The following is a 24,652-nucleotide window of genomic DNA, read 5'->3' as shown; positions in this document are numbered from 1 at the left end:
CATGGAGTGAGTATACGAAAAATGTTCGGGCTCTCCAGCATATAATGCCCGCGTTGGTCAACCTCATTTCCCAGCTTCTATTCGCGCCAGCGCCTTCTCACGTCTGGCAATGACCTCCGGATCGTTCATGAAATCGGTCCTGCGTCCCGGCTTGCGCCCACGTTTCTGATAACCATTACCGACGCTGCCATCGCGTATGCCAAACATATGGTTTGTCTGACCTGTTCGGCGCGGGCCGCTCCGTTTCTCTTCGCGTCCAGCTTGCATCTCGGCGACAATTGACAGCATGTCGTCCAGCCGCTTGTTATCGACAACCTCCGCACGATGCACCGAGCGCAACGTGTCGAAGGTTCTGTAGGGCAGGGAAAAGCTCTTGTGCATGATCTCGAGCCGGCCGTCCGGATAATCGCAGACGATCACCTTCTGGCCCGCCAATGGCCTGGAAATCTCGGTCGGGTCGAGAATGAACAGCACCTTGTCGTAGCGCAGCGTCAATGACTGCGAAAGGGTGCGGACTTCCTTGCGGCACATGGCGCCATCAAGGTTCTCATGCTCGGCCAGTGGCCGGTGCATGTCCTTCGGATTGCGTGGTTGCTTGCCGAAGCGAGTGTTGAAATCCATAATGAACTCAGTGGCATAGGCATTGGCGGCCTCGATCGTGTCGATGCCGCGCAGCCGCATCTCCTTGACCAGCCGATCCTGCAGCGTCTGGTTGGCACGTTCCACACGGCCTTTGGCCTGTGGGGTATTGGCACAGATGATGTCGATGTTGAGCTCGTAAAGCGCCCGGCCGAACTGCGTCAGACCGCTCGCCCGGTCTTTCTTCGACGCATGGAGCGAGCGGAAAACGCCATGCTTGTCGCTGTAGAAAGCCAGCGGCTTGCCCCATTGCTGCAGATAAGCCTTCGTCGCATGCAGATAGTCGAACGTATTTTCCGATCCGGCAAAGCGAAGATGCAAGAGCTTGCCGGTGGCGTCATCGATGTAGACGAGCAGGGCGCATTTGGGGCCGCGGTTCTCGAACCACCAGTGATGCGAGCCGTCGATCTGCACCAGTTCGACAAAGCAGTCGCGCCGGCCGCGTGGCTGGAAAACCCGTTTCTTGCGTTCCCGGCGCGAGATCCAGATGCCGGCCTCGGTCATCCATTGCCGCAGCGTCTCCTTGGCAACAGAGATCCGGTGCAGTTCGATCAGCTTCTCGCGCGCCAGCGTCGGACCGAAATCCAGATAGCGTTCGCGGATCAGGTCCAGCGCCATATTACGGAAATCCTCGCTGTGACGCCGGTTGCTCGGACGCGATCGCTTCTTGGAAACGAGGCCAGCTGGACCATCCCGGTCATAGGCTTGCAGCAGCCTGTGAACCTGACTTCGACTGAGGCCAAGCAGCTCAGCCGCCTGGACAACGCTCAGGCGTAGATCACGGATCTTCTGGACGACTTCGAGGCGATGCAATTCTTTCTGCGACATGGTGATCAAACAGGGCATGACGACTCCAACCGCTCATGGTCTCAACCAGACTGAAGATCGTCATCCTTGCCTCCAACGTTGACATTGACCAGCACCTCAAGAGGCGACACGTCGCATCTCTAACTGGCCCAACTGTCGCATTACTAAATAGCCCCTACATACATCGATTGCATAAGATAGATTATGGAACTAATTGATGTGAGCGTGACTGGAGAACATCGCGATAGCTGTCAAACTGTCGTCGAGAACCGCGCTTCTTTGGGCTCGATTGGAACCCGGATTGTCATCTGCGCCGAGCGACATAGAGATGTCCTGGAACCGGTGATCCTTGTTCGCTGCGCACGACAATATCGTTGCACCGCACACAGTCCATTCCGTGATTGTCGAGCATTGCGCGCACATAGGATTGTGCGTGGGCAAAACGCTGATAGTCGCCGACCATGAATACACGACCGGCAAGTCTCGCATCATCGAGCGTCTCACTGGAAAAGCCGAAATGTCCGCCCGACGCCAGATGTGCGGCAACGCCGGCGAAAAATTTGTCGAGTTCGCCCATATAAGGCAGAACGTCCGTGGCGATAATCAGATCCCAATCCGGTTCGTCGGTGGTTTCGAGGAAACGTACAGCTTCGCCGACGAACAGCGCATGATAATCGCCTTTTTCGTAAGCGACCTCTATCATGTTCTCGGAAATATCGACGCCGGTCTTGTGTTCAGCCATATCATCGAGTGCATCGGCGGATAGCCCTGTACCGCAACCCAGATCAAGCATGCGTTCTGCGAAAAACTCTCCATTCATCTCAAGGAGCATTTCGCGCAACTGCAACGGAACGTCGTAACCGAGCTGATCGACAAGGATCGTATCGAACATTTCGGCATGTTGATCGAAAAGCGTTGACACGTAGGCATCCGGTGCCTTGAGCGGAACAGCGCCGCGTCCCATGCTGGCAAGCCGCACAGCAGCGCCGCCGTGATCCTCAGGATCGATCCGCAGCACGTCTTCATAGGCCTTGGCAGCGGCATCGAAATCACCGGCCTTTTCCAGCGCAAGTGCCCGGTTATAGGCTTCTGCAAGCGCTTCCTGATCAAAAGCCTGCTTTTCGTCCTCAGCCATTGATTTCTGCCTTTCCTGTCTCGCACAGATGAATGTGAAAGACAGCGCAACAACTGCGCAAATCTCGTTAGAACATATTTCGACATGAGGACCAGAAACCCGCAATCACGGGAGCGGAGCCCCTGCCCGCTCTCCTACGCTGATCCCGATGTTCTATCAAGCGCCAAGTGGCACGTTTATTTTCCTTATCTATTAAAGAGATGTTGAATATAACATTCCATACCTGTGAATAATTGAAGTATTAAATGGAAAATTACAGTCGTAATGATAACGTATGATTGTTATCCGTTTTCTTATATTGTTGTATTTTAAAATAATGATGAGGCTTATGTGCGTCGTTCTGTTTTGAAATCGGTCATCCTTTCAATGGCTGTCATATCTGGTATTACTCATGCGCGAGCTGACGCAGACCAGGAAATTGCCAAGAAACTCGCCAATCCCATCTCCAGTCTTATCAGTGTCCCTTTCCAGAGCAATTACGACTGTTGCTTTGGTCCCAATGACTCCTACCGATACACACTCAACATTCAGCCTGTTATTCCGTTTTCGCTGAACGAAGACTGGAATCTCATTGTCCGCACAATTGTTCCAGTCGTTTATCAGCAGGCTCCCGCAGCCGGTTTTGACAATCGTTTTGGCTTGAGTGACACCGAGCAGAGCTTCTTCTTTTCACCTGTCCAGTCTGTGGGCGGCATAACCTGGGGTGTCGGTCCGGTATTCCTTTGGCCAACCGCCACCAGCAGCGAGCTTGGCACTGGCAAATGGGGTGCTGGCCCGACAGGTGTCATTCTTAAACAGCATGGCGGCTGGACCTATGGCGCGTTGGCCAATCATATATGGTCCTATGCCGGGCGCAGCGACCGTGAAGCTGTGAGCCAGAGCTTTATCCAGCCGTTTCTCACTTATACGTTTCCCGACACGACAGCGCTGAATCTATCGTCGGAATCATCCTTTGACTGGACTTCCGAGCAATGGACCGTGCCGATCAATGCGGGCATATCGAAGGTCTTCAAGTTTGGCGAACAACGGGTCAGCATCGGTGCGTCCGCGCGATATTATGCTGAAGCACCATCGGACGGACCCAAATGGGGCGCCCGCTTCGTAACGACGTTCCTGTTTCCCGAAAAATAGAGCACTCGCTTTTGTCGAGCGCCTTACTCCGCAGCAGCGGTAATGCGGTCTTCATGGCCCTTATGATCCGCAAGTTTTCGTGCAATCACTGCACAGGCCATAAGCTGGATCTGGTGAAAGAGCATCAATGGCAAAACGATGCTGCCCACATTCGCGCCGGCGAAAATTGCGCTTGCCATCGGCGCACCGCTGGCAAGGCTCTTCTTTGATCCGCAGAACATGATGGTTATGCGATCAGGACGGTTGAAGCCGAGCCATTTGCTGCCGTACCATGTGGCGAGCAGCACAGCGACGAGCAAAATGATATTGACGCCGACCATCATGCCGAGATCCTCCCACGAAACGGTGCGCCAAAGGCCTTCGACCACCGCTTCACTGAAAGCCAGATAAACAACCATCAGGATCGAGCCCCGGTCAACAAAGCCAAGCGCTTTGCTGTGGCGTCTCATGAAGTTGCCGATCAATGGCTGCAGGATCTGCCCGAGCACGAATGGAGCAAGCAATTGCAGCAGGATGGATTCCAGCGCATCGATCGATATCCCGCCGCCGCCTTTTACCGCGAACAACAGGCCGACCAGCAGCGGAGTGAGGAACATGCCGAAAATATTCGATGCGGAAGCCGATACGATTGCCGCCGAAACATTGCCTCCAGCTATCGAGGTAAAGGCGATGGACGACTGAACCGTAGAAGGCAGGACACAGAGAAAGAGGATACCGGTATAGAAGGCTGACTGCGACAAGCCTGGAACTGTCCAGCCTGCCATCAGGCCAAGAATCGGGAAAAGGATGAATGTCGAAGAGAGTACCGCCAGATGCAGTCTCCAGTGCGTTATGCCTGCAACCACGGCCTCGCGCGAGAGCCGTGCTCCGTGAAGGAAGAACAGCAGCCCGACAGCAAATTTCGTCGCCAATGCAAACCAGTCTGCAAAGTCACCGTGCACGGGAAGCACGGACGCAATCAGAATGGTCACGATCAGCATGCTGGTGAATTTGTCAGGCAGGAAACGCATCATATCGTCCAATCTTGCAGGCATCGCGGAATGCGACGCCCGCTTCATTCATAAGGCTATTTCGCCCGGTTCGGCTCATTCATAGCCGTTGGGGTTCTTCGATTGCCAGTGCCATATATCCTGGCACATCTCGCGCAGGTTCTTCTCTGCCGACCAGCCAAGGAAATTCTGGGCAAAAGTAGGGTCGGCATAGCACTCGGCCACGTCACCCGGACGGCGCGGCGCAATCTCGTATTTGATCTCACGGTTCGAAACATGTTCGAAAGCCTTGACGACATCGAGAACGCTATAGCCCTGCCCCGTGCCGAGATTGACCGAGAAGCATTGCGGCTCATCAAGCTTCTTGAGTGCCTTCAGATGGCCTGCGGCCAGATCCACTACATGGATATAGTCGCGAACGCCGGTGCCATCGGGTGTCGGATAGTCATTGCCCCAGACATTCAGTTTTTCGCGACGGCCAGTGGCGACCTGAGCGATGATCGGCATCAGATTGTTCGGAATACCCTTTGGATCTTCGCCGATAAGGCCGCTCTCATGTGCGCCAACCGGGTTGAAATAACGCAGGATAGCGATCTTCCAGCTATTGTCGCCATTGTAGAGGTCGCGAAGCATGTCTTCGATGACGAGCTTCGTTCGACCATAGGGGTTCGTTGCCGACAGTGGCTGGTCCTCGGTGATTGGCAATTTTTGCGGATCGCCGTAAACCGTGGCGGATGAGCTGAAAACCAGTGTCTTGACTCCGGTTGCTTCCATGGCTTGCAACAGCCGCAGCGTGCCCACTACGTTGCAATCATAATAAAGCATCGGCTTTTCGCTCGATTCCCCAACGGCTTTCAGACCGGCAAAGTGAATGACGGCAGTGCATTTATGACGCCTGATCACTTGTTCCAGAAAGGCGCGATCGCGGATATCTCCGGATTCGCGGCGTGGCGCGCGCCCTGTAATCTGTTCGATGCGATGCAGGGCTTCCGGGTGGCTATTGTCAAAATTGTCGACCACAACCACGTCGTGGCCTGCCTCGATGAGCTGAACACAGGTGTGCGAGCCGATATAGCCCGCGCCGCCAGTCACAAGAATTGTCATCGTTTATGTATCCGCTTGTTGAACATACCGCCCCGATGTGCGATCCCCGGCTGACTATGCAAAATCAGTAACAGACTTCAAGCCATCCGGCGCGATTCTCTCGAATTGACAGCCACGGATTAGCCAAGTTTGATGGAGCGAAGATGAAACCATCCCGCAATATCGATCACTTGCTGGAAATCATGGCAGCGCTCCGCGATCCTGAAACCGGCTGTCCATGGGATGTGGAACAAAGCTTCCAATCCATCATGCCCTATACGCTTGAGGAAACATATGAAGTCCTCGACGCAATCGAGCGCAACGATATGGACGATCTGCGCGAAGAGCTTGGCGATCTTTTGTTGCAGGTGGTGTTTCACTCGCGCATGGCTGAAGAACAGGGCAGCTTTGCATTCGGTGACGTTGTCGAAGCCATCACCCACAAGATGATACGACGTCATCCGCACGTCTTTGGCGATGCTGAAGCAAAAAGCGCTGGCATGGCCAAGGGTTCATGGAACCGCATCAAGGCCGAAGAAAAGGCCGAGCGAGCCGAACGACGGGCAAAACTCGGGCTTGAAGCGGCTGACAAGAGTGGTTTTCTGGATGATATTCCGCAAGCCTTCCCTGCCCTGCTTCGTGCCCTGAAGCTTCAACAGAAAGCTGCGAAAGTCGGCTTTGACTGGTCTGAGGCAGCACCAATCCTCGACAAGATTGCCGAGGAAACCGCAGAGCTGAAAGAAGCAATGGCGGCGCAGGAACCTGCGAATATCGAGGAAGAATATGGCGACCTGCTGTTTGCCATGGTCAATCTGGGCCGCCATCTCGAAATCGATGCGGAAACCGCGCTCGTCGCCGCCAATGAGAAGTTCAAGCGGCGTTTTCATTTCATCGAAAAGACGCTCGGTGAAACCGGAAGCGATCTGGATGCCGCGACCCTCGATGAGATGGAAGCAATCTGGGGTCAAGCCAAGAAAAAAGGGCTGTGAGTTAGAGCGGTTCCCGTTTTGATAGAATAGTCAGAACCGCTCGAACTGTTTGTTTTCCGCATTTCCAAACGCAAAACCGTTTCACACTTTTGCTGGAAATGCTTTGTCAGCGCTTATTTCTCATCTTCCCATTTCGGCCGGAACATCTGATAGACGCTTTCCGTTGTACCAAAATCCATATAGCCAAGTCTGCTCACAGGCCTGGCTTTCGAGATGTCGATGAGACCGTCGGTCAGCACCTGCTCGTCGATATGAACACCGACAACCTCACCGATCACCATATAATTGTCGGTCAGCCTACTTTCTTTGTCCCGCAGTCGCTTGATTTCAACCGCGACACATTCAAGAGCAGCATAGGCTTCCTTGACGCGCGGAGCAGCAATGAGCCTGCTTGGTGCCTTGGTGAGCCCGGCATATTCGAACTCGCTGATCCCGCGAGGCGCGTTGACAGATGATGCATTCATCTGCGTTTTCAAATGGTCACTTACCAGATTTGCCGTGAACTCGCCGGTTTCTTCGATGAATGAAACGCTATCCTTTGCACCGCTTGATGAAAACATGACCATAGGCGGCGTGTCACAGACAGCGTTGAAGAAGGAATAGGGCGCGAGATTGACGGCGCCGTCTTTCGATCGCGTTCCGATCCAGCCGATAGGCCGAGGGGCAACGATTGCCTTGAACGGATTATGGGGCAGCGGATGCCCTTCTCTTGGCTCGTAAAACATATATCTATCCGTAAATTAGCAAGCGTTTTTGAAGTCAGGTCTAAGCTTGCACCCATGGGCCGGTATATTCGGTGACGATCTTATCCATATCGGCTCTCGGACGCTCGGGCATCCTGTTTTCAGCCGTTCCGATATGGACAAACCCGGCTACGCGCTCATTGGGCGCCAGCCCCAGCAAGGCACGGGCCGTCGCATCGTCCGAATACCAGTTGGTAATCCAGTTGCTGGCATATCCAAGCGCATTGGCCGCCGTGCACAGGTTCATCGCTACGGCTCCGGCGGAAAGAAATTGTTCCCATTCCGGGATGCGTTCATGTGCGACCGGCGATGACACAACGCCGATGACCAGCGGCGCGCGCGAAAAGCGAGTCTGTTCTTTTTCCTTGCGCCCTTCAGGCATAGGGCCTTCGATTTCTTCAGCACGCCGGGCCAGATACTCTCCGACTTTGAGGCGCGCGTCGCCGCGATAAAGGATGAAGCGCCAGGGTGTCAGGCGTCCATGGTCAGGCACACGTGCTGCAACTTTCAGCAGGGCTGCAAGTTCCTCGCCTTCAGGAGCTGGCTCGGAAATAGCTGAAATCGGGGTAGAACTGCGCTGTGCCAGAAAATCGAACACCGGATGGGCCACGGATAACCTCGTTATTAAAATACTGCTTATCTTGCTCCACTTTTTCGGAAGCTGCTTCTTCTCGCCCGTCGCATCCAAACTGTAAAGTCAAAATTCTGGAATCGATTAATCGACAGAAGTTGGAAAAATGCTGGTGCTGGAAACGATTTGGCCTTGAATTCGCCACCCGCATGGGATCAAAAATACAGCATGTCGGATCGCTTGAACCTGTTTTACCCAAAGAGAAAAATTATCTTGCTAGGCGGATCGCTTTTTTCAGCGATTTTGCTCGCAGCAAGTGCGATGCCATCAGTGGCTCAGGGCCTTGATCCTGAGATAAATATTCCGCAGTTGCAAACCACCACGACCGGCCTGCCGGACCTGCCACAGCCGCCGCTCGATCTTCCGACACTGAACACATACGCCTCCCCATCCAGCCCGGAGAACAATCCGCTCATTCAGACGCGTGAACTCGATCTCAAGGCGCGACTGAGTGACAGTGGCGGTGACATCCCGACAGGTCTTGTATGGCGCGTATTCTCGCCCGATGTCGGGCCGGACGGTCAGTTGCCACTCATCGCAAGCGCACAAGGCGGCAGTGCTGTTTTCAATCTGCCGGAAGGTAGTTATCTGGTGCATGTTGCTTACGGGCGCGCTGGCGCGACCAAGCGGATTACAGTCGGCAATGCAACTCGTCATGAAGTGATGATGCTTGATGCCGGTGGAATGAAACTCAGTGCGATTCTGCCGGATGACGGCAAGATCAATGACGATCTGCTGCGGTTTTCGATCTATGCCGATGAGGACAATAATGACCGTTCGCTGATTGTGCCCGACGTCAAGCCGAACACGATCATCCGCCTCAACAGCGGCACCTATCATGTTGTTTCCAACTACGGTTCAGCCAATGCCATCATTCGTGCCGACATTCGCGTGGAAGCTGGAAAGCTGACCGAGGCGACCGTCCAGCACCGCGCCGCAGAAGTGACGTTGAAACTTGTGCGTGAGCGTGGCGGCGAAGCGCTTGCCGATACGTCGTGGTCTATCCTCAACGCTTCTGGCGACGTGGTACGCGAAAGTGCTGGCGCTTATTCGTCGATGGTCCTTATCGAAGGCGATTATGTCGCCGTCGCGAAGAACAAGGACCGCATCTATCAGCGGGATTTCAAGGTTTCATCCGGCAAGAACGAGGAAGTCGAAGTTGTCGCCAATGGCGAATCCGAGTCCGTTCAAGACAGCATGGATTGAGTTCGTCGAACGTGAATTATCTCGATCTTGAATAAATTTGGCCGCTCGGATGCTGTCGGAACGGCCTTTTCATTTTGGCGATTATGCTTTGAGAGATGGTTATGAGTGCTGAGGCTGGCGCTCGTTTGGCGTAAGCGCGATGAGCGCCGCTGTGACGAGGCACAAAAACAGCCTGAGCCAGTTGAGTAGCAGGGAGAAATTGTAGCCAACAGCCGCCAGGATTGCATTGATGGCATCGCCTTGCTGGCCACCCAGATAGTTTCGATCCATCCGATGTTCATTCTTGCAATGACCGATTACCGGCTCAATGGCTGATCGTCGCTTCATCTGACGTTTGATTGCAGGCGTGGCACGCCGTCTCTGACCAGTGATGAAGACCCTGAACTTGTGGCTGTCGGGTGCATTATGCCCCCGATAACCTTTATCAGCCAGAATGAGCGACAGTTCATTGCCAACCGTCTCCTCAATATCTGGAATGATGGTTGCGAGTGTATGGCCATCATAGGGTTTACCCGGCAATGCCATGGCGTGTAGGGCAAACTGACCACCCTTTGAGCGCTTCAATGTTGTGGCGACAGAGACCTTTACACCGAACTCATAGGGCTTGTGTGCTTTGCCCTTGCCAATACACTCGACTTCAGGCGCATGGAGGCTGTAGATCTTGTCGCCCCTTTGACGCTGCTGTTGGCTGAGAACGGTTCTCGCCTGGTGAAGGGCTATGCTGAACATCTGGCTGAGTTCGTCATTACCAGCAATCTGGCGGCCAATATCGCGGATAACACGGCCGAGAAAGGTCTTGAGCTTACGCATCGCCTTGCCAGCCCGCTTGAACTGCTTGGCATGAGCATAACGCTGTTGATCGATGAGCGCGAACTTGGCCACCCGGATATAGGTCTGACGCAGCTTCAGTCCGGCCTTTCTGGTGAGAGCAAGCAATCGTATAAGCGCTCTGTGCAAGAGCTTTGCATCGGTGGGAAACATCACGTTCTTTGGCTGCACGGTGGTATCAACGATGACTTCGCGTGTATCCGATGGCTTCATCGCTCCCGTCTCAATGGCAACCGACAGGCTTTCCTGCAACAGAGCACCGATACGTTCTTCCCCCATGCGCTGTCGCCAGCGCGTCATGGAGGAACGATCAAAGGGCAACGAATGCTGGAAAAACTCTTCACCACAGAAATACTGGACATAGGGGCTGTCGAGATAGCGCGTGCAGAGCGCTTCATCTGACAGGTTGTAAGTATGCTTGATGACGGCAAGTCCAGCCATTAACCGGGTTGGCAAAGGTGGTTTACCCGCCTTGTCGCTATAGACCTCACCAAAGCGCTGTTCCAGAAATGGCCAGTTGATCACTTTGGCCAGAAGAACGAGCTCGTGTTTGGGATCAATGATCTGGTCGGGGTCGGAACAAGAGCAGTTAAAAATCGTACGCTAAGCTGGACTGGGCAATGAACTTTACGCGGCACGCAACATTGGATCGGGACGCCGTAACGGACTGAAGCTCGGAATGTCTGCGTGGCTTTGCCATTGTTGAGATTAACCTGCTTATGATCAGCAGGTTGATAATAAAACTGCTGCGGCTAATTTTCTTTCCAGTTAGTGCGCGGGCACCGCCAGAGGTATTGCGACTGTTAGAAACACTGCATCTCCCTCTGCCCGGTTTTCGGCCGCGAACTCGTGGAAATATTTCAGGCGTGTCGAGACTGGCATTGGCCCCATCTCGAAATTATACCCGACCGTCGCACCAATTGCGGCAACCCGTCCTTTGTAATCGCCGAGTCGAGCTCCCGCACCGCTATCGCCAGTAATCTGGTCATAGTAATAACCAATAACGCCTGCCGAGAACTGCTTGGAAAAGTTCTGGGATATTGCCCATTCGACGTGGAATTCGGTACCGGTTTTATAGTCAGTCGCGGAGTTCTCGCCGTTAAAGGTAAACCCTGATGCAACCGAGACATCAAGACCTGTAGTTGGGTCTAGCCATGTTACAGCAGCATTCAGATCAGCGGCCCATCGGTTAAATGATATATTGGACAGAGATCCGTCTTTGTAATCACCAATCGGAACGTTGACCATCACACCGGTTTGCCAGTGCCAGTTGCCAGAGTTCCAACCGATCATGCCGGACACAACTGGATCGCCAAAGCTGAACCTGTCTTCCTGACGTGATCGCGAAATCGTTGCGCCCGTGACGGGATTAATCACTTCGAGCCCTGCCTCCATGTCTTTTTGCCCAAACGGCAGTGACAAGGAGAATGCCAGCGAGCCGCCTGCAATATCTGCCGGGGTTACCCAGATCGCAGTCGGTACATTAATGACGGCGGTTGCGTCTATGTCCGCCACCGTGCGTCCGCCCAATGGGAGACCGCGTGATCCGCCTAAACCACCGGAATAAATGTAAAGATCATTCTGTAAGTACAAGCCTGGAAGTGGGGGGAGAATGGCTGCAGCTGGCCCTTTGCTGCCAAGCATGTAAAAACCAGAGCCGCCTTCGGCTGCTTCAGCATTGTTATTGGCCACAAGGGGCACGCTGGCTGCAATCATCAGGCCGACAGCCCGTACAAGTTTCACGTTCAATGTGGTCTCCCCAATTCCTGATAATTCATAAGGTTCGGCAAATTCCTTAAGTTTGAACCTGCTTAAGGAAAAATATTGCAGCAAGTCTAAACTGTTAGGTCGAGCGTAGTGCGCCCGAGAGGGCGCACGGCAATCTAGTCGTTCTTTTCGATGTCAGGTAGTTTCCAGCTTTGATCGAAATAGGTTTCTGTCGGGCCGTAAAACCTGAACAATGCAAACCACGCTTTTCCCGGAATGGTGGGTATCCAGTTTTTCTCATGTCCAGCTGGCTTTTCCGGCCCCATGAAAAGATCGACCGATCCATCTGCATTTTTCTTAAGATCGGCACGAGATGAACGATCAACGATACCCTCTGGGGTATTGTCGAAAAAGGCGCGCGTTTCAGTATCATAAACCGTAAGCGACCAGAACAATTTGGCAGGTGCATCAGCCGGAACATGAAGGCGGTAACTCTTGCCGCCATCAAGCCATGCACCGTCCTTGTCATGCGCGGTACCGATATAAGCCTGGCCCACGCCTGGAGTTTTCGTTACCATTCCCCGGCTCGTCGTCACAGCCTGATAAAAATAGCCGGTTCGCTGATCCAGAGGCGCATAAGTGCCCACGTCTTGGCCGGGATCAAACGTGAATAGGTATTCCCAGCGGGCGTCTGACCGATACCGGGCATTGGGATCACGATTGTCGAACGCGAGCGACTGCGCCATTTTTTCACCAAGAACGGCCGCTTGCTCAAGCAACTTTCTTTGGCTTTCGTTGGGCTTGAATGGTTTTCCCTTCTCTATGCCAAGTGGCTTTAACATGGCCATATAAAAGCGATCACGCTCCATGACTGGCTCGCGCTGTAATATGTCATTCAACCGTTCCCAATAGGCAATGCCTTTCGGGGGAACCTGGCTCCATTCACGACCTTCAGGTTGAATGAAGCGGGTTTCACCGGGTTTGTCGCGATCAGCGTATGGATAGATCCGAACCTTCGAGATTAGTTCTTTGCCTTTCGCAGGATCGGGATCCAGAACGCGGAATGCGAAGAAAAGGTTTACAGTAGGAGATTGGACGACCGTATAACCTTCAGCGTCAGGTGGTGTCTGACCGGGGCCAACAATCAGATATTTCCCCCCCTTTCCTTTGTCAGGACCTGTTTCTCCCATGTCTTCTATTGGGCGCTGCCAGAAATCCCCCACGCCGCCAGCCGATGCTCCGGGAGGATAATCAATTACCAGTGGTCCTGTTTTTGAAAGGTCGGGCATACCAACGATGTAAGGTGTCGTGGCATTTGCGGTCAGAATACCGAGCTTGTCCTTGACGCTTTCATAAATAACCATATCTGTGTCGGCAGCACCGAAGACATTGCGCTGTGCGTCCTGCCAGCCTGCAAAGCCTACAATCGGCAAAGCCCAGAGATAAGATTGAACTGCTCGCTGGAAGTCCATTTCATTATAGAGCTTCTCAACTGCTGCCTGATTTGCAGGCAGACCGAATTGTGTCGGGATTTCGCCGATGCGCGTTTGGAGCGACTCCGCGTGAACGGCCGACGTAATACTTAAGCCAGCTATCAAAACGCCGATGCTGATAGGCTTATTGAAAGCGAATGTCATTGTTTGATCCTTTATCGTACTGGCGTCGCAGATTACTTGCAGCAGTCGTATTGTTATTGTCGCCTTTCGGACAGCGACATCCTCGTCAGGCTGGTGGCGAGTAAAACCAGTGAATTGACTCCACTGGTTTTAAGCCCCTACCGTCGTCGAAGCCCTAATCCGCCATGACGCCCGCCGGAACGAGAGAATCCACCCCCCCTGAACTCTGGATGAAACTCCATACGATGACCAAGCGACTGCCGATTGCCAAACTCACGTCCGGCCCGATCAATTGAAAGATGGTCTGGAGCAACCGGTCTTTGACGAGAACTTAGCTGTTTCGCGGGTTGTCCTTGAGCGTGACGTTCCCGTAGCGATGTCGCTGCTTCCGGATGTTTGGTCGCAAAATGTTGACCGCGTTCTTTAAGATTGTCAGCAGAAGGCTTTTGGACCGGGGACCAGCCATCATCGGAATGCTTTTGCCATTGTCCATCCTGACGACGGTATATATTCCCGTCACGACCAGCATAGACGTCACCACCCGTTCCACCGCCTGCCACTAAACCATGATTTCCGCCTGACGTACGCCAGCGAACACCTTCACCTCCGCCTGCTATTTCGCCTGCGTGCGCTCGTGCCCAATCAGAACCGTGACGGACGCCAGCGGTGCCCCAGGAACCATAAACATTGTGCCCGCCATGCGCGAAAGCAGCACTTCCGGTGCGTGGATTGTAGGCAGTCACAAATCCCCTGTCGCCTAACGGACCAGCTATGCCGCCGCCGCGAACATAGTTTCCAGTGATTGGATTGTAAGCTTCTCCACCAGCAATCCCGCGATAAGGTCCATAGGCATAGCCATAGCGGCCGAATGTACCCCGAGCCGGATTATAGAATGCACCGATGCCGTAGCTCATTGGACGAGGATAATAAGGCCAGTATCCACCAGCCCATCCGTAGTCCCAATAGGCAGGATAATACCAGCCAGTGCCGTAAACAATGGCATCCCATGCAAGATAAGCTCCAAGGTAACCCATTGTATAGCCGATCCAGACAGCATCATCCTCAGTCTGATAAATCCGGACATATGTCACATTGTAAACGGGCGACGTCGGAGGGATTTTATAGATTTCCTCGGGAATGGATCGGGCTACAGCAAAAGGACCTTCGGGAGTGTCACCGACGAACCATATGCCCTGTTTAAGGACGTAGTATTTGTCACCAACCTTGATTACCTGATCATTAGTATTGACCGCGAATTCAAGGGAAGTACCTTTGATTGGCTCAAACTTCGGATCGCCGCTGTATGTGACGTCGACCTTTACTGAACCATCGGTTGCTACACGAGCGGTCTCCGGGATGCTTGCGCGAAGCCGCGCTTCGGCGCTTTCAGAAGTCCCAGGAACCGAAGCACGCACGGTGTAATATGGTGCATCATCGGGAATATTGCGGAAATCCTCCGGTAGATCAGGAGTTGCGAACGTCCATGGTCCTTCCAGTGCGGCTGCCGAAAACCACCTTCCTGAAAGAAGCACATACCACTTCGTGTCTGCCTTGCTGAAGAAGACATCGTTCTCACTATTGGAAACCCATTCCAATTGAGTGCCAGAGATCGCTTCAAGTGTGGGTTTGCCTTTGAACTGGATCAATTCGGCTGGCTTGTCAGAATAAACGACGCTTGGTTTATTGCCATCCTCAAACGCAACAGGCGGAATCGCGGTGCGCGCGTCTTTCCAGTTTTCTTCGTCCGGAAGTTTGGAAATGAGTTCCGGCAGGGTCGTTGCAGGTTCCCAGGTGGCTGTAAGATCTTGAGAGGTAAGCCACGACTTACCATCACGCAGATAGAGCGACTTTTCTGCATCAATCCGGAACAGGTCCCAATTGGTATTGACGACAAAGGAAAGTCCGTCCACGCCCTTTACCGGGGCATAAACTGCTTTGCCGTCGGTCTGTACAAGTATGGCGGGACTCTCGGAAACCTGAATGGTTGGTGGCTCTATATTCAGCCCCGTGACATCCTCGGTCCTTTGATAATCGGCAAGGCTCGCGGTCAGACGCTCTGCGGGTAAGGTCACAGTGCCGACCGTAATGAGTTTGCCGATCTCCAACGACAGATCGGCGAGCTCATTCCGATCAAAAGCTGAGAAATTGAGCTCTGTCACCCTGATATCACTCAACACCACCTGTCCAGTGGCTCCGTCATTCGTCGTTTTTCCAACAATGCTGACTATGCCAAAGACCGGTTTGGCCTGTTTGTCTACCTTGATTTCGGTTGCAATTTGCGCCGAAAGCTCAGCATATTCTTTCCACTCGGTGAGCTGCGGTTGATAAAGGACAATTTCCGCGCCCTTGTCCGTGGAAAACGAGCGGGGCCACCCCGGCCGTTCGGTATCAGCTTCTTTAACAAACTGTCCGCTGACGAATCCATTTTTGCCTTGATAGGTCACTGAACACCAGGAGCCACCTGCATCGCAAGCGCCGAGCTCCACTCCCGCTCCCGCAGGGATTGATCCGGCAGTGTTGTACCCCGTTCCCGGCCCCACACGAAGGTTGACTTTGGCGGTAGTAACACCCGGCCCTGCATGCGCCGTCGATACGGCCAAAGAAGCTACTGAGAGATATAGGGCCAGTTTGCGCATGTGAGGCTCCTTCGCCACTTTATAAACGCCATCGTTTCACAATCTGTTGTTGCCAGACGTCAACGCCTCGTATGATTTGCATGCTGTCAGAGGATTTTTCCTGCCGCTAAACCCAGCGACAGGGTCAGTATTTATCCTTTAACTTCTTCAATTTCGCCTGGACGCCAGCTCTTGTCGAAGAATGTTTGCAGCGGGCTGTAAAGGCGCAGCATCAACCACCAGCTTCTTTTCGGATCAGTTTGAATCCAGTTTCCTTCCTTAACGCCATCTGGCTTTTGCGGCGCAAAATGGATTGTTGTGGATCCATCCGCGTTTGCTTCTGCTGCGGGTGTGGGGAAGTTCTGGCTTCCGGCACGCGGAAAGAGCTGTTCTGTCTGGAGCATGGAGCGCGTCTGGACGTCATAGACCGTCAATGACCAGAATTTTTCTGCTGGAATGTCGGCTGGCAGTGTAATCTTGTAGGTTTTCGAACCGTCAAGAGGCTGTTTCTGCGCATCAAAGAAGGTACCGAGATATTGTGAGCCTATTTTCGGCAACCGCATCACCATCGCCGGAGTGATGCCTGTTGCGACATAAAACATTGATGCGCGCGAATCGAGTTTACGAGCTCCATTGCTGACGGCAGGCTTCACGCCATCTTTGGTTATTTCCGGCGGCGGAGTGAGGAATTCATAACCGCCAGCGAACAACTGGTTTGTCCAAAGGGAATCACTGTCCTCATAGTAACGGAAACCTTCCGCTTCGCGGGGCCTAACGCTTAAGACCCTCGCCGTTGCATTGGCTTGCGCTACAGCCTCAGCCAATATTTTCTTCATTCGATCATCAGGCGCGAATGGCTTGCCTTTCGCAATGCCGATCGCTTCAATCTGGCCTGCAATCTCTGGATCGAGAGCAGTGACAGGTTCTTCCTGAATGACCTTGTCAAGCAGCTCGTAGAAAGTATGGTCGTTTGGAGGGATCGTATTGATGGCGAGCCCGGAACCTTCAACAAAACGGGGCGTTGCAGGTTTTGCAAACTTTCCCAGCGGTCCCGTTCCGTTTAGAAATGAACCAATGCTACTGCCGTATCCACCAAGCGAATACGGGTAGATCTTTAGCTCACTCTTGATACGATCAACCGCTGGTGCCGGATCATTATTTTCCAGGAAAGCTCGACCGAGCAACTGTACAGTGTTGGTCTTCGAGTGGGCAACAAAATACCCTCCTTCAGGAAGAGGTCCGTCATAGCCTGGAGGTACCAGAATATACTTACCGCCAAGACCACGGTCTGGACCCGGTGTACCAATATCCATTACCCAGCGAAACCACGCATCATCAACAATGGCAAGGACATCTCTGGGAGCCTCAACGACCACAGGGCCCTTGCTCAAATCGAGGAAAGTCCAAAAATAAACAGTGTCAGCGTTAGCAGTGAGGAACAGTGATCGCGAATCCATCAGTTTGGAGAAGATAACGACATCTCCATCGTTAATACCTGCCCCGCGGAAACCATTGTGGATCGCCTGGACCGAAACCGCGGGCAATGCATTGAGATAAACGCTCACGCCGCGAGACAGATCGAGTTGATTGTAGATATGAGCTGCCGTTTTCTGATCAGGAATGCCTTTCGGAAAGTGAAAGGTTCCTGCCTGAGTTTTGACTTCTTCAGGAGTCGTTATCGCGGGCGGAACAGGTGTCTGATCTGTTGCAAATGCAATATGTGGGTGCAACGCAAGCACAACAGAAGCCAACGCGAGTGTATATCGCTTCATTGATCTCTCCCTCCGTGTCTCAGGGTTCCTGAAACACAATTGTCAGCCTATTTGCCAACAGCAAACTGGAAATTAACGCCTGCGAATATCTGCCATTCCGGTTGTCCGGAACCATGATTGAAGACCGTATATTGCGGTTCGACAAAAGCATTCATGGTCACTTTGTCGTTGAGTGGAATAACCTTACCTATACCGAACCCGACAGGGATCGAATAATCTCCATCTTCCAGATCGAAGTTCCAGGTCGCTGATGAACGTAGATAGAAGCCATCTTTCAGGTTGATGTTCAGTATTGGTTGGACGGTCGCCAGTGAAACATCGTCCCGATCACCGTCACCTGCAAATGATGCCTGATATGTGGCCAGACCACCGATCAAGCCCCATGATTGAGGCGCAATTGCAACCCCTGCGAGACCTGCTTGCCATTTACCAGCACCGAGTACGTCATCAGAAGCCGTCGGTAGAACCAACATTGGTCCCGCGCCAAACGAAACATCCTTTCCGGGGAACATGAAGAGGTCCATGAGCGTGAGATCGCCCAATCCGGTCGTTACGCCGTCGGGAAATGTAGGAGCCGTCGCAATCGGCAGAGTAAAACGGAACAGCTGCGGGGCACCAAACAGATCGGAAGGGATCAGTCCGCGTAGCAGAAACTGGTTCGCATATTTGTCGTGAAGGTCCGTCAACTCCGGAACATAGTAGTTGTGAAGATTAATCGTGACTTTCGGGGTTAACGGGTTATTTGCTTCGTTTACGGCATCATGTTCCTGAGCTCCGGCAGCAGAAAGCCCCCCGAACGTTAATGCAACAGCGGCCAAATAACGACGATAGTTCATATTACGTCCCCTCTCCGATAGGGCGTTCACCCCAGGCTCCATTCGAATTATTACTTCTAGAGGTCAGACTACAAAAGTACTGACAAGTTTAAGTCGATTATACAAGCACGCGATTTTATAGATGCTGCAATAAAGTGTCTAAAGAGAACACATCAGGATGAGATATGGTTTCATTCCTGGCGCTCTTGTTCAAGGAATTGGCTAGCTGACGGCCGTCAGCGGAGGCACGACCCAAGCGTCAGAGATCGCCTCTGGCTTCGGCTCATAAAGCCGCAGTACAAGGAAGAATGGCCCAGCTGGAGCCGGCAGCCAGTTGGCTTCCTTGTCGGCACCGGGTGAATCGTGCTGCACATAAAGCGTGACACCGCCATCGGAGTTTGTCTTCAGTTCTGGCAACATCGGTGAGTTGATCAGGTATCGGTCCAGTGAATTATCCACAAGGAGTTGCGTCTTGCCGTCATACATCGTCATGGACCAGAACGCGTTAACTGGTGGCAATTTGTCCTTTTCGAACTTCAGCGCGTAACGCTTGCCCGCCCCATCAAGCGGAGCGCCACCGGCATCAACGAAGTAGCCATGATAGATTGCTTCCTCGCCGGAGTTACCAAAAATGCCGAGCTTGGCGGCTGCGTATCGATAGAGATAATTGTTCTTCAGATGCTCGCGTGTGCCGAACATGTCCGCGGTGCTAACTTTGCGAGCATCGACTTCGTTTCGTTTGAAATCCTCGAAAGCCTTCTCCCCATCGGCAATGCCGTCCTGAAGCGCCTTGAGCTTGTCGGCCGACAGCGTCTTTTCATCGAAAGGCTTGCCCGCACCAATACCAACCTTTGCAAAACGTGCCATCAATTCCGTTTCCGCGGCATTTGTTGGCGCAAGCGTGAGCAGGAAATTAAGGTATTGAAAGATCGCCGGGGTGGTCGTCATTGTCGCGAGGTCCGGTACCGGCCAGTCCACAGCCTGTGCGGGTTCTGGCGCTGGCTGGCCAAGGAAACTGCTCAGTGTCGCGACCTTGTATCCCGCCTGGATGCGCTTGACATTATCGATGTCGTCCGACCCCATCAACTGGGTTCGGTAAAGCCCATACGCAATATCTGTTTCGCAGCGTATCACCTGAGCGATGTTGGCCGGCTTTTCGCCTTTCCATCCCGGCCCGGCAATCAGGAAATTGCCGCCCTTGCTACCGGTCGTGCGCTTGCCAAGATAAGCGAAATTGAAGGTATAGAGATCAATCAGCTGGACGGAGTAGTAACGTGTTGGTTCGACTTCCGGCAATGTCAGAACGATCGGTTCAGCCCTCAAATCCATCCAAACGAAGGAATAAGGCGTGTCGGAGTTCGGTGTGACAATCGCAGTATCTTTCGGAGTAAAGACTTGAGCGGTGTTACCTATCTGGTTGAAGGGCGCTTTGAAATTGGGACCGCCCTGATCCACTGCCTGTGCGTATAGTGTCTTGTAGCTCTCCACCATCGGGAAGGCATAGACGAAGGCTTCCCTGGCTATGGTGCGGGTATCATCAGGATCTGTTTGCTGCGCCAGAACGGTCGAGGTCAGCGCTGATGTGCTCGCAAGGAACGCCATCATCGTAATCGCTTCTCTGCGCGTAACTTTCATGATTGATCCTCTTTCTTTTTACTCGACCAAGGTGCTTTTGCACTTTCGTTGAGTATGACCTCGTTCGAGGCAAGTCGCCAGCACATATCTACTGTCGAAGTTTTATGCTGGCCAAGCTGGACCTTGGTCTATTCATGTCTACAATATTCAGTTTCTGACAACGGCGCGTCGGATTGTATCAAGTAAAAGCCTGATATCGACCGGTTTGGAAAAACATGCGATTGCGCCAGCTTCGATCATATGTCTGACAAAACTTGAATCATCGTTGCCAGTAATGATGATAATGGGCATCGAGAATCCGGATTCCCGAAGCCTGCGCTGTACTTCTGGTCCGTTCATCCCCGGCATCTGAATATCAAGCATCAGGCAATCGGGGATTTGTTCCGACAGCGAGATCAGAAACTCGGGGCCGGAGGCGTAGGTTGATGTTTCGATATCTTCGGTGGCCAGGACACGAGCCAGGGCTTTTCTCACCGAACGATCATCATCAACAATAGCGATCTTCACGTGACCTCCAAGGTGTCCGTCTCTCACTATGACATGTGATGGGCGCGTTGGTAGTCGGCCTTTGGTCCAGTTATCGACGTAACTATCGACCGGGCGGCAGGTGCAGGCCGAGCTGGCTCGACAGCCGGACAAGCTCGGCCAGAGAACGAACCTTCATCTTCGACATCACGCGACCGCGATGAAGCTTGATTGTCTTTTCGGCAATACCGAGATCGGCGGCAATCTGTTTGTTGAGCCTTCCCGCGACGACATGGGAGAGAACTTCTCGTTCACGTTCAGTCAACAATAAGTAGCGGTTCGCGACATCGGAACGTTCCATCCGATCAATGCGAGAAGAATTATCTTGCTCAATCGCAGTTGTAACAGCATCAAGTAAAGCGGTCTCGTTGATGGGTTTGGTCAAAAAGTCGACTGCTCCTCCTTTCATGGCGCGAACGGTCGTGGGTATATCGCCCCGGCCTGTGATGAAGATTATGGGACGAGTGAGACCATCTGATCCTTGTAATGCGGCTTGTAGCTCCAGGCCATTCAACCCCGGCATCGACATGTCCACGACCGCGCAGCCGGGAATTTCTGGATCATGCGCTTCAAGGAACGTATGGGGAGAGGAGAACGTGCGGGTTTCGAATCCATTCGCCACAAGTAGTCGTGCCAGCGCATTCAAAAGAGGAACATCATCATCGATAACAAAAATAGTCGGGTTCGACATGTTCATCCAACGTCCGGCTGACTAGTTGGGATCGAGAACGTGATTGTAGAACCCCGGTCAGGATTGTTCGCCGCCCAGATGCGACCGCGATGCGCCTCTACGATGGTTCGACAGATCGACAGACCGAGCCCAAGTCCTGTGTTTCGCGTTGTGACAAAAGGGTCGAATATTCGATCAAGCATCGAAGGATCGATGCCCAAGCCTTTATCTGAAACCATTATCTCAATCTCATTTCCTGTATCTCTGCTGGTGATCCTCATCCGTCTTTCATCGTTCGCAACTCCGGCGACCGCCTCACATCCGTTCAGGATAAGATTAATCATGATCTGCTGGATTTGCACCGAATCCCCTTCGATCAGTGGTAATGGCCTGGCAAGTAGCAATTCGACAACGATCCCTCGATCAGCCAGCTCACCTCGCAACAGTTGCATCGTTTCCGTTACGATCTGATTGATATCTGTGGCAGACCATTCCGCATTCTCTTTCTTCAGCAGCGAGCGCAGGCGCTGAATCACCTTTCCCGCACGGTCGTCGTCGGTGATGATGTCATCGAGAATCTCACCGATACCCTCAAGATCCGGCTTCTTGCCGCGAATAAGGCGGCGGGCGGCTTGTGCGTTGGCAAGAATTGCGGCCAGCGGCTGGTTAAGTTCGTGTGCCAAGGCTCCCGACAATTCACCGAGCATGGCTACGCGCGTGAGATGTGTCACTTCCTTGCGTCGCTCCCGCAGTTCCATCTCGGTTTGACGCAGTTCGGTCAGATCCCGACCAACCCCCTGAATCTCAACCACGCTTCCATTATCGTCAAGAATTGCACGATCCGTCCAATGTTGCCAACCCAATACGCCATTAGGACGCAAGACCTCATGTTCGTAGCTCTGTGTCTTGGCGTCTTGAGTGAGCGCCTGCAGACGATCAATCACGTCACGGCGGATCGCTGCTGGAATGAAGTCGACAAATTTAGTACCGATCAGTTCCACGCGGCTACGCTGAAAATAGCTGCAATATGCGTCGTTAACGAAAGTCAGCGTTGTGTCCGGCAAATAGCGGCAGATGAGGTCAGACTGGGTCTCCACGACGTTTCTATATCTCTGCTCGCTTTCGCTCAGGTGCGTGGTCAGTTTGCGTCTTTGGCGTCGTTCGAGCAGCAAGGCGGATATGAGCAGGAATTGGATAGCAAGAACTGCGAGCACAGTAAGGACGGTGGTCCGATGTTCCTCCCAAATGCTCGGTGGCTGGTGAAGAACCCGCGTACCTGCGGGTAGATTGGCCGTGCTTAGGCCCCATCGCTGTATCTGTCGCCAGTCCACCATGAACTCGCCGTCAGCACGCTTGTCGACGACGATATCCTTATGCGATGTGCCATCGACAAGAAGTCGTGCGATACGTCCCAACTCTTCGCCAATGGTTTCGAAGCTCTGGGCGTAGGCACCTACCATGCCTGTTCCAATATAACTGCCATAGATGCCATAAACTGGCGCGGCTGATACGGCCGCCGCATGGGCTGCCGGATCACTTGGTATGATCTGTGTCCCTACACCGTTCTGAGAAATCGAAAGGTAAAGCACGATCGAGTTTGGGTCCACGTGCGCTAGTGCGGTGCTAAGGTCGGTCTTAGTCAGCCCCGAGAGATAACGTAGACTGACTTTATCGGCGAACTGCTTTAGATCGCTTCGCGCAATTCCCTCTGCAATGTTGTCAAGAATAGATGTTCCGCTGACGACCAGCATTTCGTGGGCTTCGGGCTGAAGACTCAATGCTAGTTCGGCCGTCCTCGCCACGTCCAGTTGAAAATCGACCCCGATGAAGTTGGGAGGCAGCACAATCTCGTCCATCTGATCCCGAATTCCCAGATAGACTACGGTTGCGTCGGGAAAAATCTGTTTTCCGTACTGGATTGCAAGCGAAAGTGCAGGCAATCCGCTCACAATGGCGACATCGATTTTCTTGTCGGCATAGCGATGACGCAAATACTGGACCTTACGGCTTTCCTCATCTGGACCGGGAAAACGTTTGGCATCGAGAAACTCACTGTATATTTCGACGTTTCCACTGCCTCCAAGTGTTTTGGCGATGCCTTCGTGTTGTTCTCGGCCTTCCTTGAGAAAGGCATGATTGGAATAGAGTACCAGAACATTCTTCGAGGGCCCATTTGCGTGCGCAGCTAGTGGCATGCAAGACAGCAACCCACTAATTATGAACGGAATCCATGGGAATAACCTCCGGATCGAAATCAGCAGCGCCAAGCGGTTTGTTGGCAATCGCATAGGCGTTAGGTCCTTCTGCAGGTAATGCGTGCAATACATGCCTAGGCAATAAGCGCTTTCACAATGATCTTATTCGCGGCCTGCAGTGTACGAGGCAAAACTGCCACGCATTTTCTCATCCCCAGCCTGATTACAGTGCAGCACTATCTGCCACTGTGAACCAAACGTAATTCCAAGCGTAAGCATTTTGAACGATTGCCACGGTTCACTTCTCATTCATTTTCCCAACGTTTTTGGCAGCCTGATCCCGAATTCGCATGATCGTTTGCCGACTGGTGGCAAATTTCCGAGCGATGGCTGATATACTTTTCCCTACCGCAAGATCGGCGAACACGTCCTGCTTTTGTTTATCGTCAAGTGTGGATGGACGACCGAGAGATTTCCCTTCCGACTTGGCTCGCTTGAGACCAGACTGCGTGCGCTCAATGAGCAGATCGCGCTCGAACTGAGCGACTGCATTGAGGACATTCATGGTCATTGTACCGGCCGAACTGGTTAGATCAGCGCCGCCCAATGCGAGGCAATAAACCTTTACGCCCATCTCTGCGAGCGCTTTGACGGTGCTGCTGACATCGATAGCATCGCGACCAAGCCGGTCGAGCTTGGTAACGATCAGGATATCTCCGGCCTCCATCTTATCCAACAGCCGGGAGAAGCCACGGCGCTGTGCAATGGATGTACTGCCGGATATCGTCTCGGTGACGATCCGGAGGGGCTCCACATGAAAGCCGGCGGCTTTTATTTCCTGAATCTGGTTTTCGGTTGTCTGTCCGGTCGTCGAGACGCGGACATAGGCAAAGGTGCGTGGCATGAGCTCGATTTCGTCCG

20 protein-coding genes are annotated in these 24,652 nt (G+C 53.0%); 3 read left to right on the top strand and 17 right to left on the bottom strand.

Translation table 11 applies throughout. The annotated features are described in order from the left end of the window. Positions 1 to 63 precede the first annotated feature (63 nt). Together CQZ93_RS06920 and CQZ93_RS06915 are read right to left on the bottom strand one after the other, a co-directional pair. Entirely contained in the window at positions 64 to 1,485 is a 1,422-nt protein-coding gene (locus tag CQZ93_RS06920; protein WP_105541925.1) for an ISNCY family transposase, read from the bottom strand. A 265-nt stretch (positions 1,486 to 1,750) separates the two neighbouring features. Beyond that, on the bottom strand, positions 1,751 to 2,581 hold the full coding sequence (locus tag CQZ93_RS06915) for a class I SAM-dependent methyltransferase (protein ID WP_105541924.1): 831 nt from the start codon (positions 2,579 to 2,581) through the stop codon (positions 1,751 to 1,753). A gap of 366 nt (positions 2,582 to 2,947) precedes the next feature. On the opposite strand from CQZ93_RS06915, the gene CQZ93_RS06910 reads away from it, so the two are divergent. After that, a complete protein-coding gene (locus CQZ93_RS06910; RefSeq protein WP_105541923.1) occupies positions 2,948 to 3,712 on the top strand; it encodes a hypothetical protein in 765 nt (254 codons plus the stop codon). Between the two features lie 23 nt (positions 3,713 to 3,735). Here the strand turns inward: CQZ93_RS06910 and CQZ93_RS06905 are convergent, their stop codons facing one another. Both CQZ93_RS06905 and galE read right to left on the bottom strand, forming a co-directional pair. After that, positions 3,736 to 4,722, bottom strand: coding sequence for a bile acid:sodium symporter family protein (locus CQZ93_RS06905; protein ID WP_105543207.1), 987 nt, complete (start codon positions 4,720 to 4,722; stop codon positions 3,736 to 3,738). 75 nt (positions 4,723 to 4,797) lie between these two features. Next, positions 4,798 to 5,805 carry a UDP-glucose 4-epimerase GalE gene (gene galE, locus CQZ93_RS06900; protein ID WP_105541922.1) on the bottom strand — a complete coding sequence of 336 codons (1,008 nt, stop codon included), beginning with the start codon at positions 5,803 to 5,805 and terminating at the stop codon, positions 4,798 to 4,800. 143 nt (positions 5,806 to 5,948) lie between these two features. On the opposite strand from galE, the gene mazG reads away from it, so the two are divergent. Next, complete coding sequence (gene mazG / locus CQZ93_RS06895) at positions 5,949 to 6,773, top strand: nucleoside triphosphate pyrophosphohydrolase (RefSeq protein WP_105541921.1); 825 nt, start codon at positions 5,949 to 5,951, stop codon at positions 6,771 to 6,773. Between the two features lie 113 nt (positions 6,774 to 6,886). Here mazG and CQZ93_RS06890 read toward each other — a convergent pair whose 3' ends face one another. After that, positions 6,887 to 7,498: a flavin reductase family protein gene (locus CQZ93_RS06890; protein ID WP_105541920.1), complete on the bottom strand. Its 612-nt coding sequence runs from the start codon at positions 7,496 to 7,498 to the stop codon at positions 6,887 to 6,889. Positions 7,499 to 7,538: 40 nt separating this feature from the next. Next, a complete protein-coding gene (locus tag CQZ93_RS06885; protein WP_105541919.1) occupies positions 7,539 to 8,126 on the bottom strand; it encodes a nitroreductase family protein in 588 nt (195 codons plus the stop codon). A 282-nt stretch (positions 8,127 to 8,408) separates the two neighbouring features. On the opposite strand from CQZ93_RS06885, the gene CQZ93_RS06880 reads away from it, so the two are divergent. Further along, a complete protein-coding gene (locus CQZ93_RS06880) occupies positions 8,409 to 9,353 on the top strand; it encodes an RgsD C-terminal domain-containing protein (protein WP_422616081.1) in 945 nt (314 codons plus the stop codon). Positions 9,354 to 9,452: 99 nt separating this feature from the next. On the opposite strand, the gene CQZ93_RS06875 is transcribed toward CQZ93_RS06880, so the two are convergent. From CQZ93_RS06875 to CQZ93_RS06825, 11 genes are all read right to left on the bottom strand, one after another. After that, positions 9,453 to 10,778, bottom strand: coding sequence for an IS5 family transposase (locus tag CQZ93_RS06875; protein WP_105541918.1), 1,326 nt, complete (start codon positions 10,776 to 10,778; stop codon positions 9,453 to 9,455). Positions 10,779 to 10,949: 171 nt separating this feature from the next. Further along, on the bottom strand, positions 10,950 to 12,014 hold the full coding sequence (locus CQZ93_RS06870) for a SphA family protein (protein ID WP_286152504.1): 1,065 nt from the start codon (positions 12,012 to 12,014) through the stop codon (positions 10,950 to 10,952). Positions 12,015 to 12,064: 50 nt separating this feature from the next. After that, positions 12,065 to 13,525 (bottom strand): DUF1254 domain-containing protein, encoded by a 1,461-nt coding sequence (locus tag CQZ93_RS06865; RefSeq protein ID WP_105541917.1) that lies wholly within the window; start codon positions 13,523 to 13,525, stop codon positions 12,065 to 12,067. A 137-nt stretch (positions 13,526 to 13,662) separates the two neighbouring features. Next, positions 13,663 to 16,140: an SH3 domain-containing protein gene (locus CQZ93_RS06860; RefSeq protein ID WP_105541916.1), complete on the bottom strand. Its 2,478-nt coding sequence runs from the start codon at positions 16,138 to 16,140 to the stop codon at positions 13,663 to 13,665. Positions 16,141 to 16,271: 131 nt separating this feature from the next. Then, entirely contained in the window at positions 16,272 to 17,891 is a 1,620-nt protein-coding gene (locus CQZ93_RS06855) for a DUF1254 domain-containing protein (protein ID WP_105541915.1), read from the bottom strand. Between the two features lie 47 nt (positions 17,892 to 17,938). After that, complete coding sequence (locus CQZ93_RS06850) at positions 17,939 to 18,727, bottom strand: hypothetical protein (protein ID WP_105541914.1); 789 nt, start codon at positions 18,725 to 18,727, stop codon at positions 17,939 to 17,941. A gap of 201 nt (positions 18,728 to 18,928) precedes the next feature. Continuing rightward, complete coding sequence (locus tag CQZ93_RS06845) at positions 18,929 to 20,341, bottom strand: DUF1254 domain-containing protein (protein ID WP_105541913.1); 1,413 nt, start codon at positions 20,339 to 20,341, stop codon at positions 18,929 to 18,931. Between the two features lie 147 nt (positions 20,342 to 20,488). Then, entirely contained in the window at positions 20,489 to 20,848 is a 360-nt protein-coding gene (locus CQZ93_RS06840; protein WP_181153323.1) for a response regulator transcription factor, read from the bottom strand. Positions 20,849 to 20,930: 82 nt separating this feature from the next. Further along, positions 20,931 to 21,563 (bottom strand): response regulator transcription factor, encoded by a 633-nt coding sequence (locus CQZ93_RS06835; protein WP_105541911.1) that lies wholly within the window; start codon positions 21,561 to 21,563, stop codon positions 20,931 to 20,933. After that, positions 21,560 to 23,731: a PAS domain-containing sensor histidine kinase gene (locus CQZ93_RS06830; protein ID WP_181153322.1), complete on the bottom strand. Its 2,172-nt coding sequence runs from the start codon at positions 23,729 to 23,731 to the stop codon at positions 21,560 to 21,562. Before CQZ93_RS06830 ends, CQZ93_RS06835 begins: the two co-directional genes overlap by 4 nt. Before the next feature lie 298 nt (positions 23,732 to 24,029). Further along, entirely contained in the window at positions 24,030 to 24,635 is a 606-nt protein-coding gene (locus tag CQZ93_RS06825) for a recombinase family protein (RefSeq protein ID WP_105541909.1), read from the bottom strand. Between the last annotated feature and the right edge of the window lie 17 nt (positions 24,636 to 24,652).

The organism is Ochrobactrum vermis, from assembly GCF_002975205.1.
Classification (GTDB): Bacteria; Pseudomonadota; Alphaproteobacteria; order Rhizobiales; family Rhizobiaceae; genus Brucella; species Brucella vermis.
This window is presented reverse-complemented; position numbering and strand designations above follow the sequence as displayed.

Excerpts from the sequence above, each read along its gene's own strand:
- CQZ93_RS06850 (WP_105541914.1), bottom strand. The coding sequence starts at position 18,727 with ATGAACTATCGTCGTTATTTGGCCGCTGTTGCATTAACGTTCGGGGGG.
- CQZ93_RS06825 (WP_105541909.1), bottom strand. The coding sequence starts at position 24,635 with ATGCCACGCACCTTTGCCTATGTCCGCGTCTCGACGACCGGACAGACA.
- CQZ93_RS06835 (WP_105541911.1), bottom strand. The coding sequence starts at position 21,563 with ATGAACATGTCGAACCCGACTATTTTTGTTATCGATGATGATGTTCCT.
- CQZ93_RS06855 (WP_105541915.1), bottom strand. The coding sequence starts at position 17,891 with ATGAAGCGATATACACTCGCGTTGGCTTCTGTTGTGCTTGCGTTGCAC.
- CQZ93_RS06910 (WP_105541923.1), top strand. The coding sequence starts at position 2,948 with ATGGCTGTCATATCTGGTATTACTCATGCGCGAGCTGACGCAGACCAG.
- galE (WP_105541922.1), bottom strand. The coding sequence starts at position 5,805 with ATGACAATTCTTGTGACTGGCGGCGCGGGCTATATCGGCTCGCACACC.
- mazG (WP_105541921.1), top strand. The coding sequence starts at position 5,949 with ATGAAACCATCCCGCAATATCGATCACTTGCTGGAAATCATGGCAGCG.
- CQZ93_RS06880 (WP_422616081.1), top strand. The coding sequence starts at position 8,409 with ATGCCATCAGTGGCTCAGGGCCTTGATCCTGAGATAAATATTCCGCAG.
- CQZ93_RS06860 (WP_105541916.1), bottom strand. The coding sequence starts at position 16,140 with ATGCGCAAACTGGCCCTATATCTCTCAGTAGCTTCTTTGGCCGTATCG.
- CQZ93_RS06845 (WP_105541913.1), bottom strand. The coding sequence starts at position 20,341 with ATGAAAGTTACGCGCAGAGAAGCGATTACGATGATGGCGTTCCTTGCG.
- CQZ93_RS06905 (WP_105543207.1), bottom strand. The coding sequence starts at position 4,722 with ATGCGTTTCCTGCCTGACAAATTCACCAGCATGCTGATCGTGACCATT.
- CQZ93_RS06830 (WP_181153322.1), bottom strand. The coding sequence starts at position 23,731 with ATGCCACTAGCTGCGCACGCAAATGGGCCCTCGAAGAATGTTCTGGTA.
- CQZ93_RS06890 (WP_105541920.1), bottom strand. The coding sequence starts at position 7,498 with ATGTTTTACGAGCCAAGAGAAGGGCATCCGCTGCCCCATAATCCGTTC.
- CQZ93_RS06915 (WP_105541924.1), bottom strand. The coding sequence starts at position 2,581 with ATGGCTGAGGACGAAAAGCAGGCTTTTGATCAGGAAGCGCTTGCAGAA.
- CQZ93_RS06865 (WP_105541917.1), bottom strand. The coding sequence starts at position 13,525 with ATGACATTCGCTTTCAATAAGCCTATCAGCATCGGCGTTTTGATAGCT.
- CQZ93_RS06920 (WP_105541925.1), bottom strand. The coding sequence starts at position 1,485 with ATGCCCTGTTTGATCACCATGTCGCAGAAAGAATTGCATCGCCTCGAA.